At 75.4% G+C, this 24,516-nt stretch carries 17 protein-coding genes and 1 pseudogene; 8 read left to right on the top strand and 10 right to left on the bottom strand.

Annotation, left to right across the window (positions count from 1 at the left end; translation table 11 throughout):
• Positions 1-174 precede the first annotated feature (174 nt).
• Both AB0O36_RS14715 and AB0O36_RS14720 read right to left on the bottom strand, forming a co-directional pair.
• On the bottom strand, positions 175-1,305 hold the full coding sequence (locus AB0O36_RS14715; protein ID WP_365109180.1) for an RNA ligase family protein: 1,131 nt from the start codon (positions 1,303-1,305) through the stop codon (positions 175-177).
• Positions 1,292-2,278 carry an MBL fold metallo-hydrolase gene (locus tag AB0O36_RS14720; RefSeq protein WP_365109183.1) on the bottom strand — a complete coding sequence of 329 codons (987 nt, stop codon included), beginning with the start codon at positions 2,276-2,278 and terminating at the stop codon, positions 1,292-1,294. Before AB0O36_RS14720 ends, AB0O36_RS14715 begins: the two co-directional genes overlap by 14 nt.
• 327 nt (positions 2,279-2,605) lie before the next feature.
• Here AB0O36_RS14720 and AB0O36_RS14725 point away from each other — a divergent pair, with 327 nt between their 5' ends.
• The 3 genes from AB0O36_RS14725 (at position 2,606) to AB0O36_RS14735 (ending at position 7,183) form a co-directional block, all read left to right on the top strand.
• Positions 2,606-4,696 (top strand): calcium-binding protein, encoded by a 2,091-nt coding sequence (locus tag AB0O36_RS14725; RefSeq protein WP_365109185.1) that lies wholly within the window; start codon positions 2,606-2,608, stop codon positions 4,694-4,696.
• Positions 4,697-5,154: 458 nt separating this feature from the next.
• Positions 5,155-6,657, top strand: a complete 1,503-nt coding sequence (locus AB0O36_RS14730) for a hypothetical protein (RefSeq protein WP_365109188.1) — start codon at positions 5,155-5,157, stop codon at positions 6,655-6,657.
• 235 nt (positions 6,658-6,892) lie between these two features.
• The gene (locus AB0O36_RS14735) at positions 6,893-7,183 is read left to right on the top strand and encodes a YkvA family protein (protein WP_365109191.1); all 291 of its coding nucleotides are present in this window, start codon (positions 6,893-6,895) and stop codon (positions 7,181-7,183) included.
• A 38-nt stretch (positions 7,184-7,221) separates the two neighbouring features.
• On the opposite strand, the gene AB0O36_RS14740 is transcribed toward AB0O36_RS14735, so the two are convergent.
• Positions 7,222-8,805 (bottom strand): SDR family oxidoreductase, encoded by a 1,584-nt coding sequence (locus AB0O36_RS14740; RefSeq protein WP_365109194.1) that lies wholly within the window; start codon positions 8,803-8,805, stop codon positions 7,222-7,224.
• A 212-nt stretch (positions 8,806-9,017) separates the two neighbouring features.
• On the bottom strand, positions 9,018-9,611 hold the full coding sequence (locus tag AB0O36_RS14745; RefSeq protein WP_365109196.1) for an MBL fold metallo-hydrolase: 594 nt from the start codon (positions 9,609-9,611) through the stop codon (positions 9,018-9,020).
• 82 nt (positions 9,612-9,693) lie between these two features.
• Here AB0O36_RS14745 and AB0O36_RS14750 point away from each other — a divergent pair, with 82 nt between their 5' ends.
• The gene (locus AB0O36_RS14750; RefSeq protein ID WP_365109199.1) at positions 9,694-10,692 is read left to right on the top strand and encodes a helix-turn-helix domain-containing protein; all 999 of its coding nucleotides are present in this window, start codon (positions 9,694-9,696) and stop codon (positions 10,690-10,692) included.
• Between the two features lie 75 nt (positions 10,693-10,767).
• A complete protein-coding gene (locus tag AB0O36_RS14755; RefSeq protein ID WP_365109202.1) occupies positions 10,768-11,355 on the top strand; it encodes a pyridoxamine 5'-phosphate oxidase family protein in 588 nt (195 codons plus the stop codon).
• 13 nt (positions 11,356-11,368) lie between these two features.
• On the opposite strand, the gene AB0O36_RS14760 is transcribed toward AB0O36_RS14755, so the two are convergent.
• From AB0O36_RS14760 to AB0O36_RS14785, 6 genes and pseudogenes are all read right to left on the bottom strand, one after another.
• Positions 11,369-12,574 carry an anhydro-N-acetylmuramic acid kinase gene (locus AB0O36_RS14760; protein WP_365109538.1) on the bottom strand — a complete coding sequence of 402 codons (1,206 nt, stop codon included), beginning with the start codon at positions 12,572-12,574 and terminating at the stop codon, positions 11,369-11,371.
• Positions 12,575-12,663: 89 nt separating this feature from the next.
• Complete coding sequence (locus AB0O36_RS14765) at positions 12,664-14,022, bottom strand: MFS transporter (protein WP_365109205.1); 1,359 nt, start codon at positions 14,020-14,022, stop codon at positions 12,664-12,666.
• Positions 14,023-14,345: 323 nt separating this feature from the next.
• Positions 14,346-14,999, bottom strand: a complete 654-nt coding sequence (locus AB0O36_RS14770) for a TOPRIM nucleotidyl transferase/hydrolase domain-containing protein (protein WP_365109208.1) — start codon at positions 14,997-14,999, stop codon at positions 14,346-14,348.
• A gap of 56 nt (positions 15,000-15,055) precedes the next feature.
• Positions 15,056-16,300, bottom strand: a complete 1,245-nt coding sequence (locus AB0O36_RS14775) for a geranylgeranyl reductase family protein (protein ID WP_365109540.1) — start codon at positions 16,298-16,300, stop codon at positions 15,056-15,058.
• 271 nt (positions 16,301-16,571) lie between these two features.
• Positions 16,572-16,892: pseudogene (locus tag AB0O36_RS14780) on the bottom strand (metalloregulator ArsR/SmtB family transcription factor); the annotation flags it as partial.
• Positions 16,893-17,076: 184 nt separating this feature from the next.
• The gene (locus tag AB0O36_RS14785) at positions 17,077-17,451 is read right to left on the bottom strand and encodes a hypothetical protein (RefSeq protein WP_365109211.1); all 375 of its coding nucleotides are present in this window, start codon (positions 17,449-17,451) and stop codon (positions 17,077-17,079) included.
• A 482-nt stretch (positions 17,452-17,933) separates the two neighbouring features.
• Between AB0O36_RS14785 and AB0O36_RS14790 the strand changes: the two genes are divergently transcribed.
• The 3 genes from AB0O36_RS14790 to AB0O36_RS14800 all read left to right on the top strand — a co-directional run bounded on the left by AB0O36_RS14790 (position 17,934) and on the right by AB0O36_RS14800 (position 24,384).
• A complete protein-coding gene (locus AB0O36_RS14790) occupies positions 17,934-18,353 on the top strand; it encodes a subtilase-type protease inhibitor (protein ID WP_365109214.1) in 420 nt (139 codons plus the stop codon).
• A gap of 182 nt (positions 18,354-18,535) precedes the next feature.
• Entirely contained in the window at positions 18,536-19,405 is an 870-nt protein-coding gene (locus AB0O36_RS14795) for a DUF4132 domain-containing protein (protein ID WP_365109217.1), read from the top strand.
• Positions 19,402-24,384, top strand: a complete 4,983-nt coding sequence (locus AB0O36_RS14800) for a DNA-binding protein (RefSeq protein ID WP_365109220.1) — start codon at positions 19,402-19,404, stop codon at positions 24,382-24,384. Before AB0O36_RS14795 ends, AB0O36_RS14800 begins: the two co-directional genes overlap by 4 nt.
• Positions 24,385-24,516: the final 132 nt, after the last annotated feature.

Here is a 24,516-nt window from a genome sequence, read left to right on the forward strand (position 1 = left end):
GGCCGGTCACGGCGGGCCGACCCCGGGGGCCCGGTCACAGCGGGTCAGCCCCGGCGGACCGGTCACGGCGGACCGGTCACCGCGGGTCGGCCCCGGCGGATCGGTCACCGCAGCCCGGTCGCTGCAGTCCGGTCGCTGCGGTCCGGTCACCGCGGGCTGGTCTCCGTCGGCCGGTCACGGCGTGCGGCGGCGGTCCGTGGCGTCGAAGCGGGCGAGGGCGAGGGCTCCGGGCGCCAATGCCCGCTCCAGGGCCGCGGTGAGGCCGTCCGCCGTAGGGTCCGCGCTGCCGTCTCCGCTGCCGTCTTCGAGGCCGCCGAGGGCCTCGGCCGTCTCCTCCACCACGTCCCGGACGATCTCGGCGGCGACCTCTTCGGCGGGCGTGCGCGGACCCAGTTTGCCGACCGCGGCAGCCGCGCGGGCCGGGGTGAGCAGTGTGGTGACCTGGGCGAGGAGCCAGCCGGGCACACCGGCGGCGCCCGCGGGCGGCACCCGGTACGGGCGCGAGCCGTCGAAGCGGGCGTCCTCCGCGAAGGCGGGGTGCTTGTACTTGGCCACCGGCCGTGCGCCGGCGGGGATGCCGGCCGGGGACCACCACATGCCGGCCGGCTTGACGACGAGGCCCTCGGCGAGGTTGCCGGGGAGCCCGGGCAGACCCAGCAGGGCCGGGACGCGGGTCGGGAACACGGGGCTCTCGTGCTGGACCCGGTCGAGCGGCCCCCGGGCGACGAGCGGGACGCAGTGCAGGCCGGCGGCCTCGGCGGCCCCGCGCAGCACGTGGTCGGCGACCCAGAGGAGACCGCCCTCGCCGTCGCCCTCGCCCTCGCCCTCGCCGTCGCCGCTGCCATTGCGGCTGCCGTTGCCGTTGCCGTTGCCTGCGATCGTGGCGTCGAAGGGAAGCCAGTGGAGGTCCGGCGCGTACCAGACGCCGGTCTGCACCGGCTCCGTCCGGGGCACGGGCGGTACGTGCCGGTGCGGGTAGCGGCCGCCCGCCAGTTCGCCGTAGACCGTGACCGGTGTCGAGGCGTCCACGCCGTGTTCGCGACGCAGGACGGCGGCGCACCGCTCGGCGGCGACGGCCAGGGCGGGCCAGATCCGGGCCACGCCGAAGAACGCGTCGAGTCCGGACTCGCCGAGCAGTTCGCGGCGTTTGGCGGGACGGACGCCGGTGCGGTCGCACACCACGGCGAAGTTCGCGCCGTGGACCTTCTCCAGCGCGACCCAGTCCCCCCGGACCCGCGTCCCGCTCAGCCGGGTCCGGGACGGGATCTTCGGGTACGGCGACCAGCCGGCCTCAGTCACGGTCATCGGCGTGCCGGTGCTGTTCGGGCAGGCTGCTGTCCGGGTGGACCCACAGCAGGACGTTGGCGGGCAGCGCATCGCCGAAGAAGTCGAGCACTTCCCGGTCGGAGTGGCGCAGGCTGAAGTGGGTGAGGACGAACAGCGTGTCCGGGTGGGCCTCCACGACGGGTCGCAGCCGGCTCCAGACGGTGTGTCCCACGCGGTCCGCCCGCTCCGCCTCGGCGTCGTCCAGGAAGGTGCACTCGGTGACGATCACCGGGTGGTCAAAGAGCCACGGGTTGTCCTCGAAGACGCTCACGTGGGTGTCGCCGAGGTAGGCGAACAGGGGCTTGCGCACCTCGTGGTTGACCTGGATGCCGTCCGCCCGGTGCCGGGCCACGATGCGGCCGAACTCCCCGCCGCTGCCCTGGGCGGCGAGGGAGCGGCGCAGTTCGGCGTACTCGGGGAGCAGCGCCTTGCGGCGTTCCGAGAAGGCGTATCCCACGCACGGCACCTTGTGGACGCAGTCCACCACGCGTACGTGGTGCCCGCCGCGGCCGAAGGTGAACTCGTCTCCCCCGCGCACCCCGTGGAGCCGGCAGTTCGCGGCCAGGGCGGGGTCGTACGCCGGGCCGTGGTTGAGCTCGGCCGAGGCCCGCAGGAACGTCTCCGCGTACGGCAGCGCGGCGGCCGGGAGGTGGATGTCGACCCCGCCGGGCCTGGCGGCGAGGTAGTCGAGGTCTTTGGAGTGGTCGTGGTGGGTGTGGGTGAGGAAGACGGTTTCCGGCTGACGGCCTTCCGCCAGTCCCGCGTCGAGCGCGCAGCGCAGCTCCGGAACGTGGAAGAACGTCTTGTCGTTGGCGCGGGAGTACCCGGTCAGGGTGAGCTCGGTGCCGGGTATGCGCCAGGTCTTCCACTGGCGGAACGGGTGTCCCCGCTCCAGCCGCTCGGGGTGGGCGGGGAGAGCGGTGCGGGCGGTCCGCGCGGGTGCCTGGGTCATATCGGTGCCTCGGTCGGACGGCCGTGATCGGGCGGAGCCGTGATCAGGTGGGGCCATGATCAGGTGGGGCCCCGATGGTAGCGGGGGCCGCTTCCGGTCGGCCCGTGGTTTTCCCCGCTGTGTGCTCCCCCCGTACTCCCCCGCGCTCCCCGCTGTGTGCTTCGCCCAGTCCAGCGATCCGCACCGCGGACCTGCCGCCATCCCCCACCCGGGTGGATCACCGCCCTCCAGAGGGCGCAGCGCGGCCCGTGCCTCGCCGGCGCGGCGCGGGTCCGGCCCGAAGCTGTGGCCTGCTCGTTCCCGCCGCGACCGGAGGTCCGTACGCCCATGACCCACGCACACCCCAGACCACCCGAGCGGTGGCTCCCGATCCGGTCCGGCGGCCGGGCGGGGCGGCTGGTGTCCGCCGCTTCGGCGGCCGCCCTGGCGCTCGTCCTCGCCCTGCCCGGTACCGCGATGGCGGCTCCGGGCGACCTGGACCCGACGTTCGCGGGCACCGGCAGGGTGCAGACGTACTTCCCGAACGACGAGGGGCCCTGGGAGTACGCCGAGGGCCTCGACGTCGCCCGGCAGGGCGACGGCAAGCTGGTCGTGGCCGGCCGGGTGACGGGGCCGGGCTCCCCCTTCGACATCGCGCTGATCCGCTACAACGCCAACGGCAGCGTCGACACCGACTTCGGCGGCGGTGACGGCCGGGTGACCACCGACCACGGCGGCGACGACCAGGCCGAGGCAGTGGCCGTACAGCCGTCCGACGGGAAGATCGTGGTGGCCGGCAGCACCGAGGTGACCGGCGAGGACGGCGGCTGCTGCTTCTTCTCCGTGGCCCGCTACAACACGGACGGCACCCCCGACCCGACCTTCGGCTCGGGGGGTCTGGTGCGGGTGCCCGAGTTCACCGGGGCGTCCGGCGCCAGTGACCTGGTCGTCCAGCCGGACGGGAAGATCCTCGCGGTGGGCCTGAGCGGAGGTGCCGGTTTCGCACTGGCCCGCCTCAACCCGAACGGCAGCCCCGACCCGTCCTTCGGCGGGGACGGCACGGTGGTGGCGGGCTTCCCGCCCGCATCGCCCCAGGACGCGGGCGGCCGGGCCACCGGTCTGGCGCTGCAGTCGGACGGCAGGTTCGTCGTGGTCGGCTACATCGGCAACACCTCCTTCGACTTCGGGGTGGCCCGCTACCTCTCCAACGGCAGCCTCGACACGTCCTTCAGCGGTGACGGCATGGCGACCGCGGTCTTCGGGGGCACGGACTTCGGCCGGGCCGTGGCGGTCGCCTCCGACGGCTCCGTCGTCGCCGCGGGTTCCACCGACACCGGTTTCGCCCTGGCCCGGTTCACCGCGGCCGGCAGCCCCGACCCCGGCTTCGGCACCGGCGGCCGGGTCACCACCATCTGGCCGGGCAGCCGGGCGGTGGCGTACGACATGACGCTCCAGCCGGACGGAAAGATCCTCGTCGGCGGGACGGCCGACGACCCGGACAGCCAGGAGGCCGTGGACTTCGCCCTCGCCCGCTACCTGCCGAACGGCAGCCTGGACACCGGCTTCGGCGGCGGTGACGGCCGGGTGTACACCGGCATGCTCGGCGGGGAGGAGATCCGGGGCCTGCTCGTGCAGCCCGACGGAAAGATCGTGGCCGCCGGCCTGGCCGGGCTGGGCGCGTTCGGCATCGCCCGCTACGAGGGCGGCGGCAGCACGCCTCCCCCGCCGCCGTCCGCGGACCTGTCGGTGACCAAGACCGGTACGACGACCGTGAGCATCGGCGACCAGGCCACGTACACCGTCCGGGTCTCCAGCGCCGCGGCCTCCACGGCGACCGCCACGGGGGTCACGCTCACGGACACCCTCTCCGGCGCCGGCGGCACCGTCCTTTCGGCCGTGCCCTCGCAGGGCAGTTGTACGACGACGGCGACGGGGGCGACCTGCTCCCTCGGCAGCCTCGCCCCGGGTGCGAGCGCCACGGTGACGGTGACCGCCGAGCCGCGCGCCACCGGGACGCTGACGGACCGGGCGTCGGTCACCGCCTCGCCGCAGGACCCGAACACGGCGAACAACAGCGCCACCGCCTCGACTTCGGTGAACAACTCCCGCGGCTGCACGATCATCGGAACCAGCGGCGCGGACACGCTGACCGGCGGCTTCGGCAACGACGTGATCTGCGCCCTCAGCGGCAACGACACGGTGCGCGCGAGCTACGGCAACGACACCGTCCTCGGCGGACCCGGCAACGACAACATCGACGGCAACTTCGGTGACGACACCCTCAACGGCGGGCCGGGCAACGACGTCCTGACCGGCTACTACGGCAACGACCGCCTCACCACCACCGACGGGGTCAACGCCAACGACACCGCCAACGGCGGCATGGGCTCCGACACCTGCACCACGGACCCGGGCGACACCCGCATCAGCTGCCCCTGACCACGTGTCACCACCGGGGTGGTCCGGGCCGGTTCCTCCGGCCCGGACCGCCCCGCTTCCGCATGCCCGCCTCCCCACATCCCCGGCTCCCTGACCTCCCGGCTCTGCGGGTTCGCTTTTCGGACACTGTGGAGTCGCGGATTCCGTCGGGGACCGGCCCCGGCGGTCCGGCCCCCGCCCCGCCCTCCCGCCGCAGGGCCCTGTCCTGATCCTTTCGGTCCAAGTGGGCTGCGGGCGGCCGGGTTTCGGCCGAAGTGCCCGCCTGGTGTACCGTCACGCTCGCCGAACCTACCGATCGGTAGATCCGGCGAGCGGGATGTCATGGGCCTGACAGCTGTTTTCTCGTACGGCGTCGCGGCCCTGCCGCCACGACGTCCGCGACCTGCGCGTACGGCACCCCTCCCGCTCCCCCGCAGTGCCTTCCTGACTGACCATCAAAGCCGAAGGTTCCCCTCCGCATGACCCCTCGCACCCGTGGAGCGCTGCCCGCGCTCCTCGTCACCACCGCGCTCGCGCTGACCGCCTGCGGCTCGCCGTCCTCGGACGCCAAGCCGGCCGCCGCCGCACCTTCGGCGGCCGGCCGTACGGCGCCCGACGCCACGCCGGCGGCCGGCGGCTCCTCCGACACCGCCGTTTCCGGCACCGCCGCCACCCCCGGGCCGGCTCCCTCCCTGCCGAAGTCCCCGCGCACACCCAAGACCGACAGCCTGCCGGTCTCCGTGGTGCCCGCCGGGAAGCCCGCGAAGCTGGCCCTCGTCACCCCCGCCGCCGCCCGCCCGGGCAAGTCGGCACCCGAGGCGTCCACCCCCGGCCTCACCCTGTCCTCCTACGACCGGCAGACCGGCGCGGCCGTGCTCGCCCCTGCCGAGGGCGCTCCGGCGGCCGGTCAGGGCTCCGCCGCCGGCGTCCGCGTCGGCCAGCTGATCGACAGCCCGCCGACCCCGGCCGCACCGCGCGGCGCGCTGGTCGCGGTCACCGAGGTCAAGCGGACCGAAGGCGGGAAGACGGCCGTGGCCACCCGGCCGGCCACCCTGGCGGAACTGCTCGGTGACAGCTCCGCCGGTCTGCAGACCGCTCTCGATCCGCGCAGCATCACCGTCGAACCGCAGGTCAAGGACCTCAAGGTGTCCTTCACCCGGCGCGCCGACGGCGGGAACGGATCCGTCTCGACCGGACTGAAGCTGGACGCCAACACCAAGGTGCCGCTCCCGCACGGGGCTTCGGTGGACCTGTCCGGGTCGGTCGAGATCGACCCGTCCATCGACTTCTCCTACGACGGCCACGCGCTGAGCCCCCGCCAGGCGAGCGTCGGCTTCGACGTGGCGGCCCGCGCCGATTGGCGGGTCGCCGCCGGAATCGCCGGGTCGGCCGAGCCGGTCCGGATCCCGCTGGCCAAACTCCACGCCACCCCCACGGTGATGGCCGGTCCGGTGCCGATCGTGGTCGGTCTCGACCTCTCGCTCCACGCGACGATCGCGGCCGACGGCAAGGTCACGGTCGAGGCCGAGCAGCAGCTCGCGGCCGACTGGGGCATCCGCTCCGACTACGCCAAGGGGAAGGGGTGGACGACGAAGACCGAGCCCGGCACGACGAACATCTCCCCCGTGCGCGCCCGGTTCGACGGCTCGGCGTCGGTCCGTACCGGCCTGGACCTCGAAGGGTCCGTCGCCCTGTACGACGCGGTCGGGGTGAAGGCCTCGATCAAGCCCTACCTGCGGGCGGCGGTCGACGGCTCGGTGACCGTCGAGTCCGGTGGCGGCGCCCCGGTCGTCAACGGCAAGGCCGGCCTCTACGGCGGTCTCGACATCGACGGGGCGCTGATGGCCCGCATAGCCATCCTCGGCACCCCGCTCTTCGAGAAGGAGATCCCCTTCGCCGCCTTCCGGCGCGAGTGGCCGGTGGTGACCCGCTCCACGGGCAGCACCGCGCCGTCTCCCGCCGCCGGAGCGGCCAAGCGCTGACCCCGGCTGCCGCCCGGGTCCGGGAGGCTCACGGACAGGGGGCTCACGGACGGAACCCCGTCCGTGAGCCCCCTGTCGCGTGCCGCCCCGCACGGGCGGGCCCGTCCTGCGCCACGGCGGTGACGTCCGGCACCCGGGGCGGGGAACACCTTCCCGGGTCCAGGAACACCTTGAGGGCGGGAGTCCCGCATCATGGTGGCAGGGGGGAAGGGAACCGGCAGCAGGGAGCACGGGCATGGACAGCACCCTCTGGTGGGCCTTGGGGGCCCTGGCGCTCGCCACCGTGGCCTGCGTCGCCGTGCTGCTGGTCCGTGTGCTGCGGACCCGGCGGCTGCTGCTGGACGCCGGGCTGCCGTTCCGTGACAAGGCCCTGTTCTGGGCGGCCCTCGGCTACACGCTGTGGCCGGTCGACCTGCTTCCCGACCCCGTGTACCTCGACGACATCGGCGTACTGCTGGTCGTCCTGCGGACGCTCCACCTGGCGCTCCGGAAGGCGGGCTCGGGCGTGCACGACACCGCCGGATAGCCGGGCCCGGGCGGGGTCGGGGCCGGGCGGACGTCCGGTCAGCGTGCCGCGGGCTGCTCGGCGGCCAGCCGTTCCGCCGCGCGGGTGATGTTGCGGGCCATGCCGCCGAAGACCACCGCATGGAACGGGGAGACGCTCCACCAGTAGAGGTGGCCGAGCAGGCCGTGCGGGTGGAACAGGGCGCGCTGGCGGTAGCGGGCCCCTGCGCCGTCGCTCCTGCCGGGGCCGGTGCGCGGGTCGACGTACAGCTCCAGCCAGGCGAGGCCGGGCAGCCGCATCTCCGCCCGCAGCCGGAGCAGCCGGCCCGGTTCGATCTCCTCCACCCGCCAGAAGTCCAGCGAGTCGCCCACCCTGAGCCGGGCGGCGTCGCGGCGGCCGCGGCGGATGCCGGCGCCGCCGGCCAGCCGGTCCAGCCAGCCGCGCACGGCCCAGGCGAGGGGGGCCGAGTACCAGCCGTTCTCCCCGCCGACGCCCTCGATGATCCGCCACAGCTCGGCCGGTCCGGCCTCGGTGTCCCGGGTCCGGCGGTCGGTGTACAGGCTGCCGCCGGCCCAGTCGGGGTCGGTGGGCAGCGGGTCGCTCGGCGCGCCCGGCAGGGCCGCGTTGGACCAGCGGGTGCTCACGTTGGCCTCGCGGACCCGCTTCAGGGCCAGCTCCAGGGAGCGGTCGATGCCGATCGGGTGCCCGGGAGCGTCGGGCACGTAGCGGGCGATGTCGCGGTCCTCGCAGACCACCTCGTGGCGCAGGGACTCCGCGAGCGGCCGGGCCAGGGCCGAGGGGACCGGGGTGACCAGGCCGATCCACAGGCTGGACAGCCGGGGGGTGAGCATCGGCACCCGGACGATACGGCGCGGCGGCAGCTCGGCGACGGCTGCGTACCGGTGCATCATCTGCTCGTACGTGACGACGTCCGGGCCTCCGATGTCGAAGGAGCGGTTCACGTCCGCGGGCATGCGGGCGCTGCCGACCAGGTAGCGCAGGACGTCCCGGACGGCGATCGGCTGGACCCGGGTGCCGAGCCAGCTGGGGGTGACCATGACCGGGAGCCGCTCGGTGAGGTACCGCAGCATCTCGAACGAGGCGGAACCCGAGCCGATGACCACGGCGGCCCGCAGCACGGTGGCCGGGACCGGGCCGCGCAGGAAGATCTCGCCGACCTCGGCGCGGGAGCGCAGGTGCGGGGAGAGGTCCCGGGCGGGTTCGCCGGCCGGGACCGGTCCGCCCAGGTAGACGATGCGCCGTACCCCGGCTTCGGCCGCCGCCGCTGCGAAGGTCCGGGCGGCGGCGCGGTCGCGCTCCTCGAAGCCGGGGCCGGTGGCGAGGGAGTGGACGAGGTAGTAGGCGACGTCGATGCCGCGCAGGGCGGCCTCGGTGGCGGCGGCGTCGGTGACGTCGCCCCGGACCGCCTCCGCCCGGCCGGCCCACGGGTGGTCGCGGAGCCGTTCGGGTGAGCGGGCCATGCAGCGGACGCGGTGGCCGGCGTCCAGCAGCTCGGGCACCAGCCGCCCGCCGATGTAGCCGGTGGCACCGGTGACCAGGCAGTGCAGCGGGGCCGGCGGGTCCTCGGCGCTGTGCTGGGCCCCGTCGCCGTGGGGCGCTCCGGGGGTCCGGTGGGTGTCCATGGCAGCCTCCGCTCCGGTGGGCGGCCGGATCCGCGGTCCGGTCGCGGCCGCCGCCCCCGCTCCAGCATCCCCGGACCCGCCCCGGCGTCCCAGTCGGGCGGCCCCGGGCCTGCGCGCGGCCCGGGCGGGCCGCAGGAGAGTCCGGACGGTCCCAGTGGGCCGGACGGTCCCGGTCGCGCGGACGGTCCCGGTCGGCCGGACGGTCCGGCCCGTCAGCGCGGTGCGCTGTCGTCGGCGGGGAACGCGGGACCGTGACCGGGCACGATCACGTCCGCGGCGGCCAGCACCCGCAGCCGGGAGGCCCGCAGTCCGTCGCGGTCGGGGGCCACCGGGTCCTCGGCCGGGCCGTCCGGACGCCACCACAGGTCGCCCACGAACGCCACCACGCCGTCGCCGGTGCCCGCCAGCAGGGTGATGTCCTCGGGGCTGTGCCCCGGGGTGCGGATCAGCCGCAGCGAGGGGGCGAGTTCGTAGCCCTCGGCATCGCGGTCGGTCCACTGGTCGGCCTCGTAGATCGCCTTGTGGTCGTGCACCCGGGCCCGCCCGAACAGGCCGACGTTCATGGTGTTGTCGGGGTGGTGGTGGCTGAGCACCACGTCGGTGATGTCGTCGGGCCCGAGGCCCAGTTCGGCGAGCGGGCCGAGGATGCGGTCGCGGCTCGCCACCATGCCCGGATCGATGATCACGTGGCGGTCGCCGTCGGCGACGTAGGAGACGGTGGCGGCGACTCCGGGACCGGTGGAGAGGGTGTAACCGGTGGTCAGGATCCTGTAGTCGGCGCTGCGGCCGAGCGGTGAGTCTGTCATGTCCTTGATCTTGCCGGGCGGTACGGAGGCCCACGAGTGGCACTGATGCCAGCGATCGCAGGAATCGTGCCAGAATTCGATCATGCCTCCCTTCAGGACCGTTGCCGCGTACGTCCCGCCCGGAGCGGGCATGCTGGCCGTCGGGATCGTCGCCGAGGTGTTCGCCCCGCACGGGGAGGCCGCGCCCGGCTTCGACTTCGCCCTGTGCGGCGACCGTCCGGGGACCGTCCCCACCGACGTGGGCGTGCCGATCGCGGTCGACCGGGGCCTGGACGGCCTGACCGCCGCCGATCTCGTACTGGTCCTGCCGGGGGCCGGTTTCCGCGACCCGCCGGCTCCCGCCGTGCTCGACGCCCTGACGGCCGCGCACGGGCGCGGAGCGCTGATCGCCGCCCATTGCGTCGGCGCGTTCACGCTCGCCGCCGCCGGTCTCCTCGACGGCCTGCGGGCCACCACCCACTGGCGGTTCGCCGGGCTGCTGGCCCGCACCCATCCGCGGGTCACCGTCGAGCCCGATGCCCTGTACCTGGACGAAGGGCGGATCAGCACGGGCGCCGGCGCGGCGGCGGGCTTCGACCTGTGCCTGCACCTGCTCCGGCGTGAGCACGGGGCGGCGATGGCCAACACCATCGCCCGCGACATGGTGCTGCCCTCGCACCGCGACGGCGGGCAGACCCAGTACCTGGCCGCCCCCGTCCCCGAGGACGGCCGGGACGGGCCCCTCGCCGAGGTGCTCGCCTGGGCCCGCGAGCACCTCCACGAGCCCCTTCCGGTCGCCGAGCTGGCCCGCCGAGCCATGATGAGCAAACGCTCCTTCGCCCGCCGCTTCGCCGCTGCCACCGGGACCACCCCGCACGCCTGGCTGCGGGAACTGCGGCTGAGCGGCGCCGAGGAGCTGCTGGAGACGACGGACCTGCCGGTCGAGGAGATCGCCCGCAGGGTCGGCTACGGCAGCGCGGCGGTGCTGCGTGAACAGTTCGTCCGCCGCCGGGGAGTCCCGCCGCGTGCGTACCGCCGCGCCTTCACCCGCGCCTCCGGGCCCTCCGACCGGGCCCGCGGCAGCCTCCCCGATCGGGGGTAGCGACCGGGGCAAACGGCCCCCGCGATGATTTCCCCGTGTGCGGGCGGTCTACAGGAGGAGGGGAAGGAGACCGCCATGGCAGCGAACGAACCCGCAGCACCCGCGGGGCCCTCGGGGGGACCCCCGGAACGGCCCGCCACGGAGCTCGACGCCCGCTACAGCTCCGCGCTGAACCCCCGGCCGGGGGCCGAGGACGTCACCCCCACCCAATGGGCCGAGGCCCGGCGGCGGATGGGTGCCGCCGAGATCTTCTGGCTGACCACGGTGCGCCCCGACGGACGGCCGCACATCACTCCGGTGATCGCCGCCTGGCACGACGGGGCGCTGTACTTCTCCACGGGCCCGGCGGAACAGAAGGCCAGGAACCTGGCCCATGACGGGCACTGCGCGCTGACCACCGGGGCGAACTCGCTCACCGAGGGCCTCGATCTCGTGGTCGAGGGCCTGGCCGAGCGCGTGGCCGACCGGGCGCTCCTGGAGGAGGTGATCACGGCCTACGCGACCAAGTACGGGCACCACGTCACCTCGCCCGAGGGGACGTTCCACGGCATCGGGGACGCGCTCCGGAAGGGTGACGCCGTGGTGTTCGGGGTGCGGCCGGTCACCGCCTACGGGTTCGGGCGGGACGACGGCGTGTACTCGCACACGCGGTGGACGTTCTGACCGGTCGTCCGGGCTACCCGGCGGGGCGTGCCCGGGGAGCCTCCACCGTCAGGGTGCGCGGCGGTGCCGCGGGAGCGCCGTGGGCGGTGGGCAGGTGGAGCGGCGCGCGACCCGGGGTGAGGGAGCCCAGGACGCGCGGGCCCGCCGCGCCGGTGCACTCCGGCAGGGTGCCCGGCAGGCCGTGCAGGGTGAGGTAGCCGAGGACGGCGAAGGCGTACGCCTCCTTGGCCGCTTCGGGCAGCCCCAGGGCCTCCTGCGAGGTGCGGAGCCGTACCGCAGGGCCGAGTTCCCGGCCGAGCGCCGCCATCAGGGCGGGGTTGCGGGTGCCGCCGCCGGAGGCGAGGACTTCGGAGACCCCGTAGGGGCGGAGCGCGTCGGCGACGGTGCGGGCGGTGAGCCGGGTGAGGGTGGCGAGGACGTCGGGCGCCGGGAGCGGGCCGGTGGCGTCGAGGGCGGCCCTCAGGTAGCCGGCGTGGAAGAGCTCCCGGCCGGTGGTCCTGGGGACCGGCAGGCCGTAGTACGGGTCGGCCAGCAGCCGGTCGAGCAGCGGCCGGTGGACGGTGCCGCGGGCGGCGAGGCGCCCGTCGGCGTCGTGGTCGAGGCGGCCGTCGGTGAGGGCGCGGGCGGCGGCGTCGAGGAGGGCGTTGCCGGGTCCCGTGTCGAAGGCCGCGCGGGTGCCGGCCGGGGTCAGGACGGTGGCGTTGGCGATGCCGCCGAGGTTCAGCGCGGCCGGTGTGCCGGGCCGCCCGCGCAGCAGCATGCAGTCGACCAGGGAGACGAGGGGGGCGCCCTGGCCGCCGGCGGCGACGTCGCGGGTGCGGAACCCGGAGACGACGGGGAGGCCGGTGGCCTCCGCGATCCAGGCGGGTTCGCCGATCTGCAGGGTGCCGTGGACCCGGCCCGCGTCCGCCCAGTGGTAGACGGTCTGGCCGTGCGAGGCGACCAGGTCGGCGCGTCCGCCGCACAGTTCGCGGTCGGCGCGGGCGGCGAGGCGGGCGAAGGACTGCCCGATGCGGGTGTCGAGGCGGCAGACGTCGGCGAGGGTGGTGCGGCCCGGTGGCAGCGCGGCCGCCAGGTCCCGGCGGAGCCGGTCGTCGTACGGCTCGCTGACCATGCCGAGCGGGGTCAGGTGGAGGGTGTCTCCGCGGCGGGTGAGGCGGGCGGCCGCGGCGTCGACGGCGTCGCAGGAAGTGCCGGACATCAGGCCGATGACGGTCATCGGCGGCGAGGAGGACTCGGTGGCGGGGGCGGGAGCAGGAGGGGTGGCAGGGGCCGGAGCAGCCGGAGGGGCCGGTGGGGTGGGGCGGGTCATCGCAGGGGCCTCCGGTGGTCGTCGGGGCGCAGGGTGAGGAGGGCGGGGACGGCCGCCGCGCAGGCCCCGGCCGCGTAGAGGGCGGGGACGTCCGGGTTGCCGGTGTGACGTACGAGGGCGGTGACGATCAGTCCGGCGCAGCCGGAGAAGACGGCGTTGGAGAGGGCGTAGGCGAGGCCGAGTCCGGTGCTGCGGACACGGGTGGGGAACATCTCGGCGAGCAGGGCGGGGCCCGGACCGGCCGACAGCGCGACCGTCGCACCGGCCGCGACCAGCAGGGCCGCCTTGGCCACGATCGGGACGGCGGGGTCGCGCAACCGGTGCAGGAACGGTACGGCGAGCAGGACGACCAGGAGGCCGCCGGTGACCATGACGGCCCGCCGACCGACGCGGTCGCTGAGCGAACCGGCGGGGAGGACTGCGGCGGCGAAGCCCGCGTTGGCCAGGCAGGTGGCGATGAGGGCGTGCCGGAAGGAGACGCCGAGGGTGGCCTGGAGGTAGGAGGGCAGGACGACGAGGAAGGTGTAACCGGCCGCGGACCAGCCCATGATCCGGGCGACGCCGAGGGGGACGGCGTAGGCCGTGCGGAGCTCGCGGGGGGTGGCGGGACCGAGGGGGGTGAGGGGGGTGAGCGGAGTGAGGGCGTGCGGGTCCGGCTCGGGCAGGCGCAGCCGGAGCCACAGGGCCACCGCGCCCATCGGGAGGGCGAGGAGGAAGGGGACGCGCCAGCCCCAGGCGTGGAGGGCGCTCTCGGAGAGGACGGTCGCCAGGCCGGCGGCGGCGCCGGCTCCGGCGAGGAGGCCGAGCGCGACGGTGAAGGACTGCCAGGCGCCGTGCCGGCCCCGGCGGCCCGCGGGGGCGCTCTCGGTCAGGATGCTGACGGCTCCGCCGAACTCGCCCCCCGCGGAGAGCCCCTGGAGGGCACGCAGCAGGGTCAGCAGCCAGGGCGCGGCGACACCGATCGTGGCGTACGCGGGCAGCATCCCGATCAGTGCGGTCGCACCGCTCATCAGGCAGACCGAGGCGATCAGTGCGGGGCGGCGCCCGGCCCGGTCGGCGAGCCGCCCGAAGAGCAGCGCGCCGAGGGGCCGGAAGAAGAAGGCCACGGCGAAGGCGGCGTAGGTCCCGATGAGCGCCCCGGTGCGGTCGCCCCCTTCGGGGGTGAAGAACCGGGCGGCGATGACGGTCGCGAAGGCGCCGTAGACGCCGAACTCGTACCACTCCACGAAGTTGCCGACGGAGGCGGCGACGAGGGAACTCCGGGCCTGCCGGTTCCGCGCGGGCGGTGCGGTGGGCGGGGTCGGCGGGGGCGGTACGGCGGGCCGGTGCTTCGGGCCGGCTTCGGATCGGGACACAGGGGGTGGCTGCCCCCGGCCCGCGCACGGGATGCGCGCAGGGACCGCGGTTCAGCGGATCGGGCGCACCGGACGGCCCCGGCGCGGACCGTGACGGGAAGCCGCCGCTGCCCGGGCGCGCAGCGGGGACGACCCGACGGGATGCCACACGGACGTCCGGCCGTGAGGCTTGGGCAGGGAGCCCGGACGGGAGGCAGGGGCAGCAGCCGCAGGCATGATGCACGGACGGGAGGCACGGGCAGGAGCCTCGGACACGGCACCCGGGCGCGAGGCACGGGTGGCGTGTTGCGGGCGGCGGGCCGCGCCCGCCGGCGGGACGGTGGTCAGAGGGTGGCCATCAGGCCGTTGAGCGGGGCCGGTATGCGGTCGGGGTCGAGCGCCTCCACGAGTACGCGGCCGTAGTGGATCTTGCGGCCCTTCTTGGTGCCGAGGAAGCGCTTGATCTGCTGCCGCGGGGTACGGCCCTGCTGTGCGGGCTGCCGGAGGAAGGTCCGCAGCGCGCGCACGTCGCCCTCCTCCTCGATGAGTTCCTGCACCCTCGTCACACCCAGGGCGCGGATCAGTTCGTCCTCCAGGTCCGCCGTGCAGACGAAGAACTCCTGCCCGGCGGCTCCGGCCCGCTCCCAGCCCCGGGCGTAGTAGCCCTGCTCCGCCTCGTCGCACAGACCGGTGAGGCGCAGCCCCAGACCGGAGGGCCCCAGGAGGCCGGCGAAACGCCCGACGCTCATCGCGCCGCCGATCGACAGGACGCACACCCCTTCGGCGGCCAGGTCCCGGCCGCGGCGCGCGGCGAGCGCGTCGACCGCCGCGACGTCGCTGGCCCCTTCGAGCAGGACGGCCGTACGGACGGACAGCCGTGCGGCGAGCCCGCCCGGGGCATCGGGCGAGGGCGCGAGCAGGGGTTCGAGCGGGGGTTCGGGCGGGTCACCGGCCGCCCACGCGGTGACCGCTCGCCTGAAGGACTCCATGTCAGTCATGGGGCGAGTCTTCGGGCTCCCGGGCCGCCGTGCCAGGCATTTTCTCCCCGGCGCCGTCAGCGGCGGGGGGACGGGACCAGGCGCATCAGCGTGTGCAGGACGGCGTCGACGGTGTCGTGGGCCGGTTCGTCGGCGACATGGGTGAGCAGCCGGGCCAGGGTGCGCAGCAGCGGGGGCGAGGCCATGACGCGCGGATGGAGGATCGGGCGGTAACCGTACCGGGCCAGGACGAGGTCACCGGCGAGGCTGCCGAGGCGGTAGTAGCGTCCCCAGCGGCGGCGGATCTCGGCCGGGTACTGCTCCAGCGCCCGTTCCCGCCGGGGGCCGGCCGGGCGGGCCAGGGCCAGGGCGATGGTGTCCGCGGCCACTTCCGCGGCTTCCATCGCCTGGGCGATGCCCTCACCGCTCCACGGGCTGACCATGCCGGCGCTGTCCCCGACCAGCAGCAGCCCGCGGCGGTACTGCGGCCGCCGGTTCAGGCCCATCGGCAACGGGGCGCTGCGCAGCGGGGATTCGGCGTTCTCCTCCTCGATCCCCCACTCCGCGGGCAGGCGCGGCAGCCAGTGCTCCAGCGCCGCGCGCAGGTCCACCGGCCGGCGCCGGCGCTGCGGCAGGGCGCCGAGGCCGACGTTGACCCGGCCGTCCCCGAGGGGGAAGACCCAGCCGTACCCGGGCAGGTCCAGCCCGGTCTGCGGGCAGCGCAGATCGGCCCAGAGTTCCAGGTACGGGTCATGGGTGCGGGTCTGGCTGCGGTAGTAGCGGCGGGCGGCCGCGGCCACCGGCCGGTTCGCGTCCCGGGCGAGTCCCAGGGCCACCGCGGTGCGCGCGGAGGCGCCGTCGGCCGCGACGACGATCGGGGCCCGGTAGCGGACGGGCTCGCCGTCCGGGCCGCGGGTCGCGGTCACCCCCGTGATGCGTCCGGCGCGGTCGGTCAGCGGCCCGGTCACCTTCACCCGGGTGCGCAGGCGCGCTCCGGCAGCGGCCGCGTGGGAAGCGAGCAGGTCGTCGAAGTCGTGCCGGCTGCGGGTGAGCCCGAAGTCGGGAAGGCTGCCCAGCTGCGGCCAGTCGAGCTCCACCCGGTTGCCCTCGCACACCCACCGCATCCCGCGGTTGCGCATCCAGCCCGGCGCGTCGATGTCCACGCCCATGCGCACCAGCTGGGCCACGCCCCGCGGGGTCAGCCCGTCCCCGCACGCCTTCTCGCGGGGGAAGGCGCTCTTCTCCAGCAGCAGCACGTCCAGCCCGGCACGCGCGAGGTACACGGCGGCGGCGGAGCCGGCCGGCCCCGCCCCCACCACGATGACCTGCGCCTCTTCCTCCCGCCCGGCCTCGGGCCCGGCCGGGGCCGAAGGGCTGCCGGCGGGGGTGGGGGCGGGGTCGGAGTCACCGCTCACGTCATCACGCTTGGTGGTCACCCCATCACTATCCCACCACGGGGGTCGGGCCACGCCCGTCCCGGGACGTCCGCGCCGAGTGGGCGGGTACGGCCGGGGCGGGGGCGGCGGCCGTGGCGGGGGCAGCAGCGGCGGCGGGGGCAGGAGCGGTGGCGGCGGGGCCGGTGTCCGGTCGGCCCTGCCTCAGCTCGGCGAGCAGTTCGTTCCGGCCCGCCAGCATCTCGGTCAGGATGCGGCGTGCGGCGCGCAGCAGGTCCGCCACGTCACCGCCGGCCAGGGCGTAGGTGACCGTGGAGCCCTCACGGGTGGACACGACGATCCCGGAGCGGCGCAGGACGGCGAGCTGCTGGGAGAGGTTGGACGCCTCCACGTCGATCTGGGCCAGCAGGTCCCGGACGGGCAACGGGCCGTCCTGGAGGAGTTCCAGGACGCGGATGCGGACCGGGTGTCCGAGCATCCGGAAGAACTCGGCCTTCGCCTGGTACAGCGGCACCTGCATACCCACGACGCTCCTGCTGCTCCTCGGACCGTTGCCACGGCCGCGCCGCTGCAGCGGCACGGCCTCCCCCTCCATCGTCCCGTCCGGTCGGCCCGCCCACACCCGAAGTTGACCGGTTTTGGATGTGTCGAGTTGAAGATGTCTTCAACTCAAGGGCGTGCGTCGTCCCGTCGGAATGCCGCGACTAGACCTCCAGCTCCCCCTCGATGCGGCGCAGCTGGTGACGGGCCATCGCGAGGTTGGAGTTCCCCTTGTCCAGGACGAGGTAGAGGAACAGTCCGTTGACGCTGCCGCCGCGCAGCACCCTGATCAGGTGGTACTGGGTGCCCAGGGTGATCAGCAGGTCCTCCAGGTCGTCCTGGAGACCCAGCATTTCCATGGTGCGGACCTTGGCACGGATCACGTCCGTGTTGCCGGCCGCGGCCACCATCAGGTCCAGGTCCTTGCCGCCGCCCAGCGTGCCCAGGGCCATGCCGCTGGTGTAGTCCACCAGCGCCACCCCCAGCGCGCCGTCGATCGAGGTCATCGCTTCCTTGAGCGACACTTCCACGTTGGCCATGGCCGTCCTCCGCACTGCGTCTGCCGTATCCGGCGTATCCGGCGCCGGATCTTCCGTACCGGGACGCTACCGATCCCCCGGCGCCGGACGGCCGGTTCCGCAGATTCGGCGAAAAACGATCGGCGCGGGGTCGGGACGCGACGCAGGCGGCGCGGAAAGCGCCGTCCGCGGCGACGGATCGGCATGATCCGGTCAGTCTGGATGTCCGTCAGGTGAACCCTGCGCGGCTGACGCAGGGTCACCGGCCCACGTCGGAGCGTTTTCACGGGGTGGCGGGCCGCGTCCGGGTCCGCGCCCCGCGGGGCGCGACTCCCGCCTGAGCTGCCCGAACGACCATTCGTACGCCGATAATCGAACCGACTGTCCGTAAATCGGTCATCGATGTGCGCATGCCCTTCGCACTCTGCAGACTCGGCGGCATCCAGGCGGCATTGCAAGGGCAACCGCCGCCTCCGTCCTTTGAATCGAAAGAGAGTTCTGCCGTGCGTCACCGTATTGCCGCCGTCTCCTCCGCCGCCCTGCTGATCCTGGCCGGTGCCACGGGCGCCGCGGAGGCCCGACCCGCGAGCCTCTACGCCCCGTCCGCCGTGGTGCTCACCTTCGGCCACGGCGAGGACGGCTCCTCCGCCGTACGGGCCGCCACCCTCAGCTGCGCGCCCGCCGCCCGGGGCACCCACCCCGACCCCCAGGCCGCCTGCGCCTCCCTCACGGCCGCCGCCGGTACGCTCGACGCCGTCCTGGCCTCCCCCGACCCGGACCGGGCCTGCCCGATGCACTACGACCCCGTCACCGTCACCGCGGACGGCGTCTGGCAGGGGAGCCGCCTCTCCTGGAAGCACACCTTCCCCAACGCCTGCGCCATGTCCGCGACCCTCAACGGCAACGCGCTGTTCTCGTTCTGACGCCCTGACCGGACCGGGCCCCTCCGTGCGGGGGGCCCGTTGTCGTTCCCCCTTTCCCCACCGCTGCCGCCGTTGTCGGTGGGTCCCGCTACTGTCCCCTCATACCGCAGGTCAGGGGGCTTTCACCGCCCCCGTTTCGGCCTGCGTGAAATCTGGTCGGGCACCATGAGGGGGCAGTAGGGATGGGCTGGCTGTCAGCGGGCGAAGGGTACGAAATCGCCTTGTCGGAGGGTCGGGTGGCGGCACGCGCCACCACCGGGCGGGCAGCGGGGCGGCAGTTGAAGACGCTGCCCCGGGCGCTGCGGGACAACCCCGAGGTGGACCGGCTGCGCCGGCTCGCCGAGTGGCTGGACCGGCACGCGGCCGCGTGCGTCGCGCAGGTGGACGCCTGGATGGTGTCCTCGCTGCCGGTGCCGACCGCACTGCTCGCCCGGGTCTGGCCGGACGAGGCGTGGCAGGGCGCGCTCCGCGACATCGCGGTGGTCGGCGAGGACCCGGACGAGGTGGGCTTCCTGCGGGACGCCACCGCCTCCGGTGAACTGCGGGTGGTCAATCTCGACGGCGAGACCGTCCGGCTGTCCGCGCCCCGTGTGCTGCTGCCGCACCCGGTGCTGCTGCCCGACCTGGACGACGTACGCGAGTTCGCGGCGGAGCTGGGCATCGTGCAGGGGGTCGAGCAGATCCACCGGGCCACCTGGCGCAAGCCGGAGGACGTCGCGGCCGACACCACCGAGGTCCGGGAGTTCGCGGGCGGCTCCTACCCCAACCGGTTCCGGCTCGCGGCCCGCGCGACGGCGCTGGGCTACCGGGTGTCCGGCGGGTACGCCACCTGCCCGGTGCGCGATGCCGGGCGCGCCCTGACGGCCGCGGTGTGGATCGGCGAGCCGTACTGGGACGGGGACTCCGTGACGGGGGCGCTGTCCTGGCAGGACGAGGAGGGCCGCGCGGCCGCGCTGCGCGAGGTCGGACCGGTGGCCTGGTCCGAGGGGATGCGGATGGCCGCCGCGCTGTACGCCGGCCGCACGATCGAAGAGGGCGGGAACGAGCGATGACGACCACCACACCGACGAGCACCACCACGGGGATGAGCACCACCGCACCCGCGGCCGCACCCACCGAGGCCGCGCTGCTGGTCCGGGCGGGCGCGGTGCTGCCGCCCGGCACCGAGGGCGCCGGTCCCGGCGCGGTCGACCTCACCGCCCGCACCTACCGGCACCCCGGTCTGCCCGAGGGCCGTGTCGTGGTCCGGCTCGCGGCGGCCGAACTGGGCGCGGCCGAGGACCTCGCCGCCGGCTTCCTGGGGCTGGTGCCCGACGGCGAGCCGGCCGTGGTCGGCCTCGGCCTCCGCCGGGCCCTCGGCTTCGCCGAGTGGGTGCTCGTCCACCACCCGCAGGACGGCCACCACGCCCTGGCGCTCGTACCGGAGCTGGAACGGGTGGCCCACCGGGCCAAGTCCAAGCCCAAGGCGGCCCTGGAGTCCTGCCACGAGCTGGCGGGGCGGCTGGCGGCGGCCGTACCGCACTTCCTGCCCGTCTTCTACGAGGAGACCGCCCGGATCTTCCTGTCGGTGGAGAACCCCACCTACGCGGCGCAGCTGTTCACCCGGGCCCGCAAGAGCGAGGCCGCCCACGGTCTGACCGTGGACGACGACCGGCTCGACGCCGTGTTCCTGGAGTTCGCCCTCGCCGGAGCACTGCCGGTGCGGGTGCTCACCTCGTACGCCAAGGAGCTGGAACTGAGGCTGCCCGCGGCCGAGGCGTACGCGCGCTACCTGCGCCTGTGCCTGCGCCGCACGGCGGGCGGCATGGTGCCCTCCGCCCAGGTCGCCCCCGCGCTGCGCCGCCTGGCGCGCTCGGCCGGACTCGACGCCGATCGGGCCGAACAGGACTACCTCGCCGAACTGCTGACGCTGCCCGCGACCCTGCGCGCGGCCGCCGGCTGGTGGCGGACCCACCGGCCGGCCCTGGTCGGACTGGCCCGCCGGGAGCCCGCCGTGCGCGGCGCCCTGCTGTCCCTGACCCCGCAGAACGAGGACTCGGGCGGCGCCGAGCTGTCGGACCTGTGGCTCCGCATCCTGGAGGAGTCGGGCGCCACCGCCGGACTGGTCTCGCCGACGGTGTCCCCCGAGGAGCGCAGCGCCGACGGCACCGCAGGCTGGCTGGAACGCTTCCACGCCGCCCGCCACCGGGGCTGGGGGCAGCGGCCGGCACTGCCGCTGCTGCTCGACGTGGTGGAGCGGTGCGCGGACCGGCTCCGTGCCGAACTGGCCGAACCCGGCCGGGAGCAGGGGCTGCGCATCGGCGTGCAGGACGTCGACCTGCTCGACCTGCTGCTCTCCCTCGGCCTGCCGGTGGCCGCTCCGGCGGAGGAGGACGCACTCAACCTGGACGTGTGGGCGCAGGGCGAGGAGCGCCGCGACCTGCTGGCGCTCGCCGCCGACGAGCGTTTCCGGCCCGCCTTCTCCCGTGCCGCGAACGGCTTCCACGACACCGACCCGAGCAAGTCCGTGGTGCGGCGGCTGGCCGCTGCCGCCGGCGGCCGCCCGATGCTCGCCGAATGGGTGCGCGGGGTGGCCCGGGCCTCCGCCGGCACCGGCCTGCCCACGTACCCGCAGGCCGTGCACCGGCTGACCTGGCTGCCCGCCGAGGCGCTCGTCCTGGCCGAGGAGGAGGTGGCCGCCGCGGCCGCCACCGACCTCGGGGCGCTGCTGGCCCGCACCCTGCGCGGCGGTCTCTTCGAGGAACTGGCCTGGCCCGCCTGGGAGGAGGCGCTCGCCGAGCTGGACACCGAGCGCGGCGACAACGACCTCATGGTGGTCAGTGCCTGGCCGCACCTGATCGTGGCGAACCAGCGGCAGGTCCGGGTCATCGACGCCCACTCCACGGTGCTCGTCCACGACCTGCGCATCCCCGGCACGGACCGGCGCACCACCGGCTTCCACTACGTCGACGGCGCGCTGCTGGTCTGCTGGCGCTCCTGGCACGGCGGCGGCGGCGCCCAGGGCTACTGGCACACCGACCCCGACCACGTGTTCACGGTGGACACCGGCCGGCAGGCGTGGCGCCTGTCCCTCCAGCACATCGGCCTGCCGCTGTCCGGCGGCGGCCTGGCCACCGGCGGAGGCGTGCTCCACCGGGGCGACACCCGGCTGCCGGACGAGCGGGTGATCATCTCCGACGGCCCGTCGTTCTGGGCCTGGCACGACGAGGGGGCCGAGCACGGCTGGGCGGAGTACGACCCGGCCTCCGGCACCACCGGGCGGCGTTCCCTGCCCGGGTTCCTCACCGATGCCCTCCGGGGCCGCCCCGGGGGCAGCACGCTGTCCGAGCAGGACAGCTGGCTGCGCCCCGCCCCCGCCGTCGAGGGCTCGGTCCTCGGCGGTCCCGTGCACGGCCTGCTCGGCTGGCGCGCGGTGCGCCTGCCCGGCGGGGGCTGGCTGGCCGGCGACACCGCGGGCCGGGAGGTGTCCGTACCGGAGGGCGACGACGGAGCACCGCTGGCGGCGCTGGTGTTCCCGGGCGACGACCGCCCGCGGGCGCTGTCCTCGAACTGGAACTCCTTCCGGATCACCGACCCTGACGGTGCGGTCACCGCGGAGGCCCCGAGCCGTACGTATCGCGGCTCCACCGCGCAGGGGCACCGGCTGCCGCCCGCCGACCACTGGTTCTGCCTGCGTCCGCGCGACACCGGCGGCTCGTCGCTGCTGCGCGGGGTGGACCGGGACACGGCGGCCGCGCTGCTGGCCTCGGCCGCCGGCGCCACCCCCGAAGAGCTCCCCGCGCTGGTGCGGGCCGCGCTGCCGCGGATCACCGACGACGTGCTGGTCCGGGGCATCGCCCGCGCGGTCCGTTCCGCCCTCGCTCAGCGGTCCACCCAGGAGGCGATCACCGAGCGCCTGGCCCGTGCGGTGCGGGGCGGCGCGGCCGAGACGGCGCCGCGGGGTCCGGCGGACGTGGTCCTGCTTCCCGCCCTGGACGGCCTGACCGGGACGGTCGGCTACCGCTGGGGCGGCCGGAACCAGGAGGGGGACTACGCCTGGCAGGCGCTGGCCGCAGTGGCCGCGGCGGGCGCGGACACCGGGGCGACGGCCGAACCCGGCCGGCTGCACTGCGAGACGCCCTCGCTCCCGCACACCAACGTGCCGTGGACCCGGCTCCTGGAACGGCCCGCCGCCCTGGCCTACCGCGCGGTCGCCGCGACCACCTCCGAGGAGGACCGCGAGGCGCTCCTCGCGCTGCTGGGGCGGATCGACGGGCTCGGTGTGACGTCCGGGGCCGGCCGGTGGCGCCGGGTCACGCTCCACCTGACGGACCGTGCGCTGCGCAAGCCGGACGGCACCGACCACCACGTCCACCACCGCGGCGTCCTTCCGCTCGGCGGCGGGGCCCTGCTCGCCACGGACGGCTTCTGCGACCGCCGCGGCGACGGCTTCGAGGTCGAGGGCCTCCAGTACGACCCCGCGGGCCTGTTCGCGGTGCCCGCGCCCTACACCCCGGTCCGGCACCGGCCGCTCGGCGATCCCGCGCTCGTCGACGGCTGGACGACCCGCTTCCTGGACGAAGCCGCCGGGCGTGGCCCGGTGCCCTGGCGGCCCGGGGCCGCCGAGGAGTTCGCCCGGCTGACCGGCGCGTCCGGCACCATGGCGCGGCTGGTCCTCGCGGGCCTGCCCGGCGTGGACTCGTACGAGCACGGCTTCCTCACCGCGGAACAGCGGGCGGCCCTGGAGGTCAAGGCGAGCGAGGCGGCCGTGGCCCGTGACGAGCTGAAGGCGCTGGCCCCCGAGCTCCGCCGGGAGCTGGTCGCGGCGCTGCTGCCCGCCGATCCGGCCCGCCTGTGGACGGACGGGCCGGACGCGGCCGCCGCCGCGGAGGTGTGGAACCTGCGGGTCGGCCGCCGGGTCGCCGTGCCCGAGTGGCTCACGGTCGAGGCCCACCGCGGGGTCAGGACCACCTGGCCCGTCCTGCGTTCCCTGCCCGCCGTCCTCGATCCGGCCTCATCTCCGGCCCTGAGCACCGATGTGCCCTGGGAGGTCAAGGGGGACCGGGTGGAGCCGCGGGACTCGACCGGCGAGGCCTTCACCGCGGACGTGCTGACCGGTTCCGTGGCCATGCTCGCCTGGCTGGCCCACCGGCTGCCGGCCGGCGACCCGGTGCGCGCCCTGCTGCCGTCGGCGCTCGCCGCGATCCGCAAGCGGCTCCTCGCCCCGGAGCTGATGATGGTGGTCGGCTGGTACGTCGACCTGGACGACTTCCGCAAGGCCGCCGGGGCGCCGACGCGTACGGACGGGCTGTACGAGCAGTACGGAGCCGTGGTGCTGCCCACCCATGACGGGCGGCCCGTGCCCGCGGTGCGCCCGGCACTGCTGGACTCGGCCGGCCGCGACCCGTACCTGCCGCTGCTGCGCGGGGCCGCCCAGCACCCCTTCCCGGTGGAGGCGGCGCTGCAGGTCGCGCACGACGGGCGCTTCGCGGCGCTGCTGGCCGATCCGGGGGCCCCGGGCGGCACGGCGGCAGGCGTGGCCGGGGGCGGGGATACGGCGGGTGCGGCGGGTGCCGAGGGCACCTGGTGGCCGCAGGATCCGACCCGTTCGGTGCCGGAGCTGGTGGCCGAGGCGGCGGGGGCGTACGGCCTGGGTGCCGATGCCGCCGCCCTGTACCTGATGCTGCTGGCCATGCCCGACCCCACCGACCGCAACACCGCCCGGTGGACGGGCTGGAAGCCGGCCCGGCTGAAGGCGGCCCGTGCCGAACTGGGCGCCACCGACCTCGTGGTGGCCGCGAGCCGCACCCGGGCCGGGCGCGGCCTGTTCCTGCCCGGCGGCTGGATCGAGACGGCCTCCCCGGTGCTTCCGCTGGAGCAGTGGAAGGCGCCGATGTACGAGGACCTGCTCGCCGACCGGACGGCGCTGCTCGGGGTGCTGGTGCCCACCGAACCCGCCGACGCGCTCTACCGCAGGGCCTGGGAGCGGGTCCGCGGGGGCGACGTACCGCGCTTCTCCGAGCTGAAGGTACGGCGCGTCAGGCGCCGCTGAGGCGGACGGCCACGGCTCCGCCGCCGGTGCCTCCCGCCCCGGGCCGCCCGCTTGCGGGGCGGCCCGGGGCGGGGGGCCACGCGGCCGCTGCGCCGCCGCCCGTGCCCCCGCCCGCTCACCTGCCGGTGCCAC

Origin of the sequence: Streptomyces sp. NPDC089799, assembly GCF_040684755.1 — a bacterium.
Taxonomy (GTDB): Bacteria; Actinomycetota; Actinomycetes; order Streptomycetales; family Streptomycetaceae; genus Streptomyces.

Bases quoted from the DNA above. Each gene is read 5' to 3' on its own strand.
- AB0O36_RS14715 (WP_365109180.1), bottom strand. From the start codon at position 1,305: ATGACCGTGACTGAGGCCGGCTGGTCGCCGTACCCGAAGATCCCGTCC.
- AB0O36_RS14720 (WP_365109183.1), bottom strand. From the start codon at position 2,278: ATGACCCAGGCACCCGCGCGGACCGCCCGCACCGCTCTCCCCGCCCAC.
- AB0O36_RS14725 (WP_365109185.1), top strand. From the start codon at position 2,606: ATGACCCACGCACACCCCAGACCACCCGAGCGGTGGCTCCCGATCCGG.
- AB0O36_RS14730 (WP_365109188.1), top strand. From the start codon at position 5,155: ATGACCCCTCGCACCCGTGGAGCGCTGCCCGCGCTCCTCGTCACCACC.
- AB0O36_RS14735 (WP_365109191.1), top strand. From the start codon at position 6,893: ATGGACAGCACCCTCTGGTGGGCCTTGGGGGCCCTGGCGCTCGCCACC.
- AB0O36_RS14740 (WP_365109194.1), bottom strand. From the start codon at position 8,805: ATGGACACCCACCGGACCCCCGGAGCGCCCCACGGCGACGGGGCCCAG.
- AB0O36_RS14745 (WP_365109196.1), bottom strand. From the start codon at position 9,611: ATGACAGACTCACCGCTCGGCCGCAGCGCCGACTACAGGATCCTGACC.
- AB0O36_RS14750 (WP_365109199.1), top strand. From the start codon at position 9,694: ATGCCTCCCTTCAGGACCGTTGCCGCGTACGTCCCGCCCGGAGCGGGC.
- AB0O36_RS14755 (WP_365109202.1), top strand. From the start codon at position 10,768: ATGGCAGCGAACGAACCCGCAGCACCCGCGGGGCCCTCGGGGGGACCC.
- AB0O36_RS14760 (WP_365109538.1), bottom strand. From the start codon at position 12,574: ATGACCGTCATCGGCCTGATGTCCGGCACTTCCTGCGACGCCGTCGAC.
- AB0O36_RS14770 (WP_365109208.1), bottom strand. From the start codon at position 14,999: ATGACTGACATGGAGTCCTTCAGGCGAGCGGTCACCGCGTGGGCGGCC.
- AB0O36_RS14785 (WP_365109211.1), bottom strand. From the start codon at position 17,451: ATGGCCAACGTGGAAGTGTCGCTCAAGGAAGCGATGACCTCGATCGAC.
- AB0O36_RS14795 (WP_365109217.1), top strand. From the start codon at position 18,536: ATGGGCTGGCTGTCAGCGGGCGAAGGGTACGAAATCGCCTTGTCGGAG.
- AB0O36_RS14800 (WP_365109220.1), top strand. From the start codon at position 19,402: ATGACGACCACCACACCGACGAGCACCACCACGGGGATGAGCACCACC.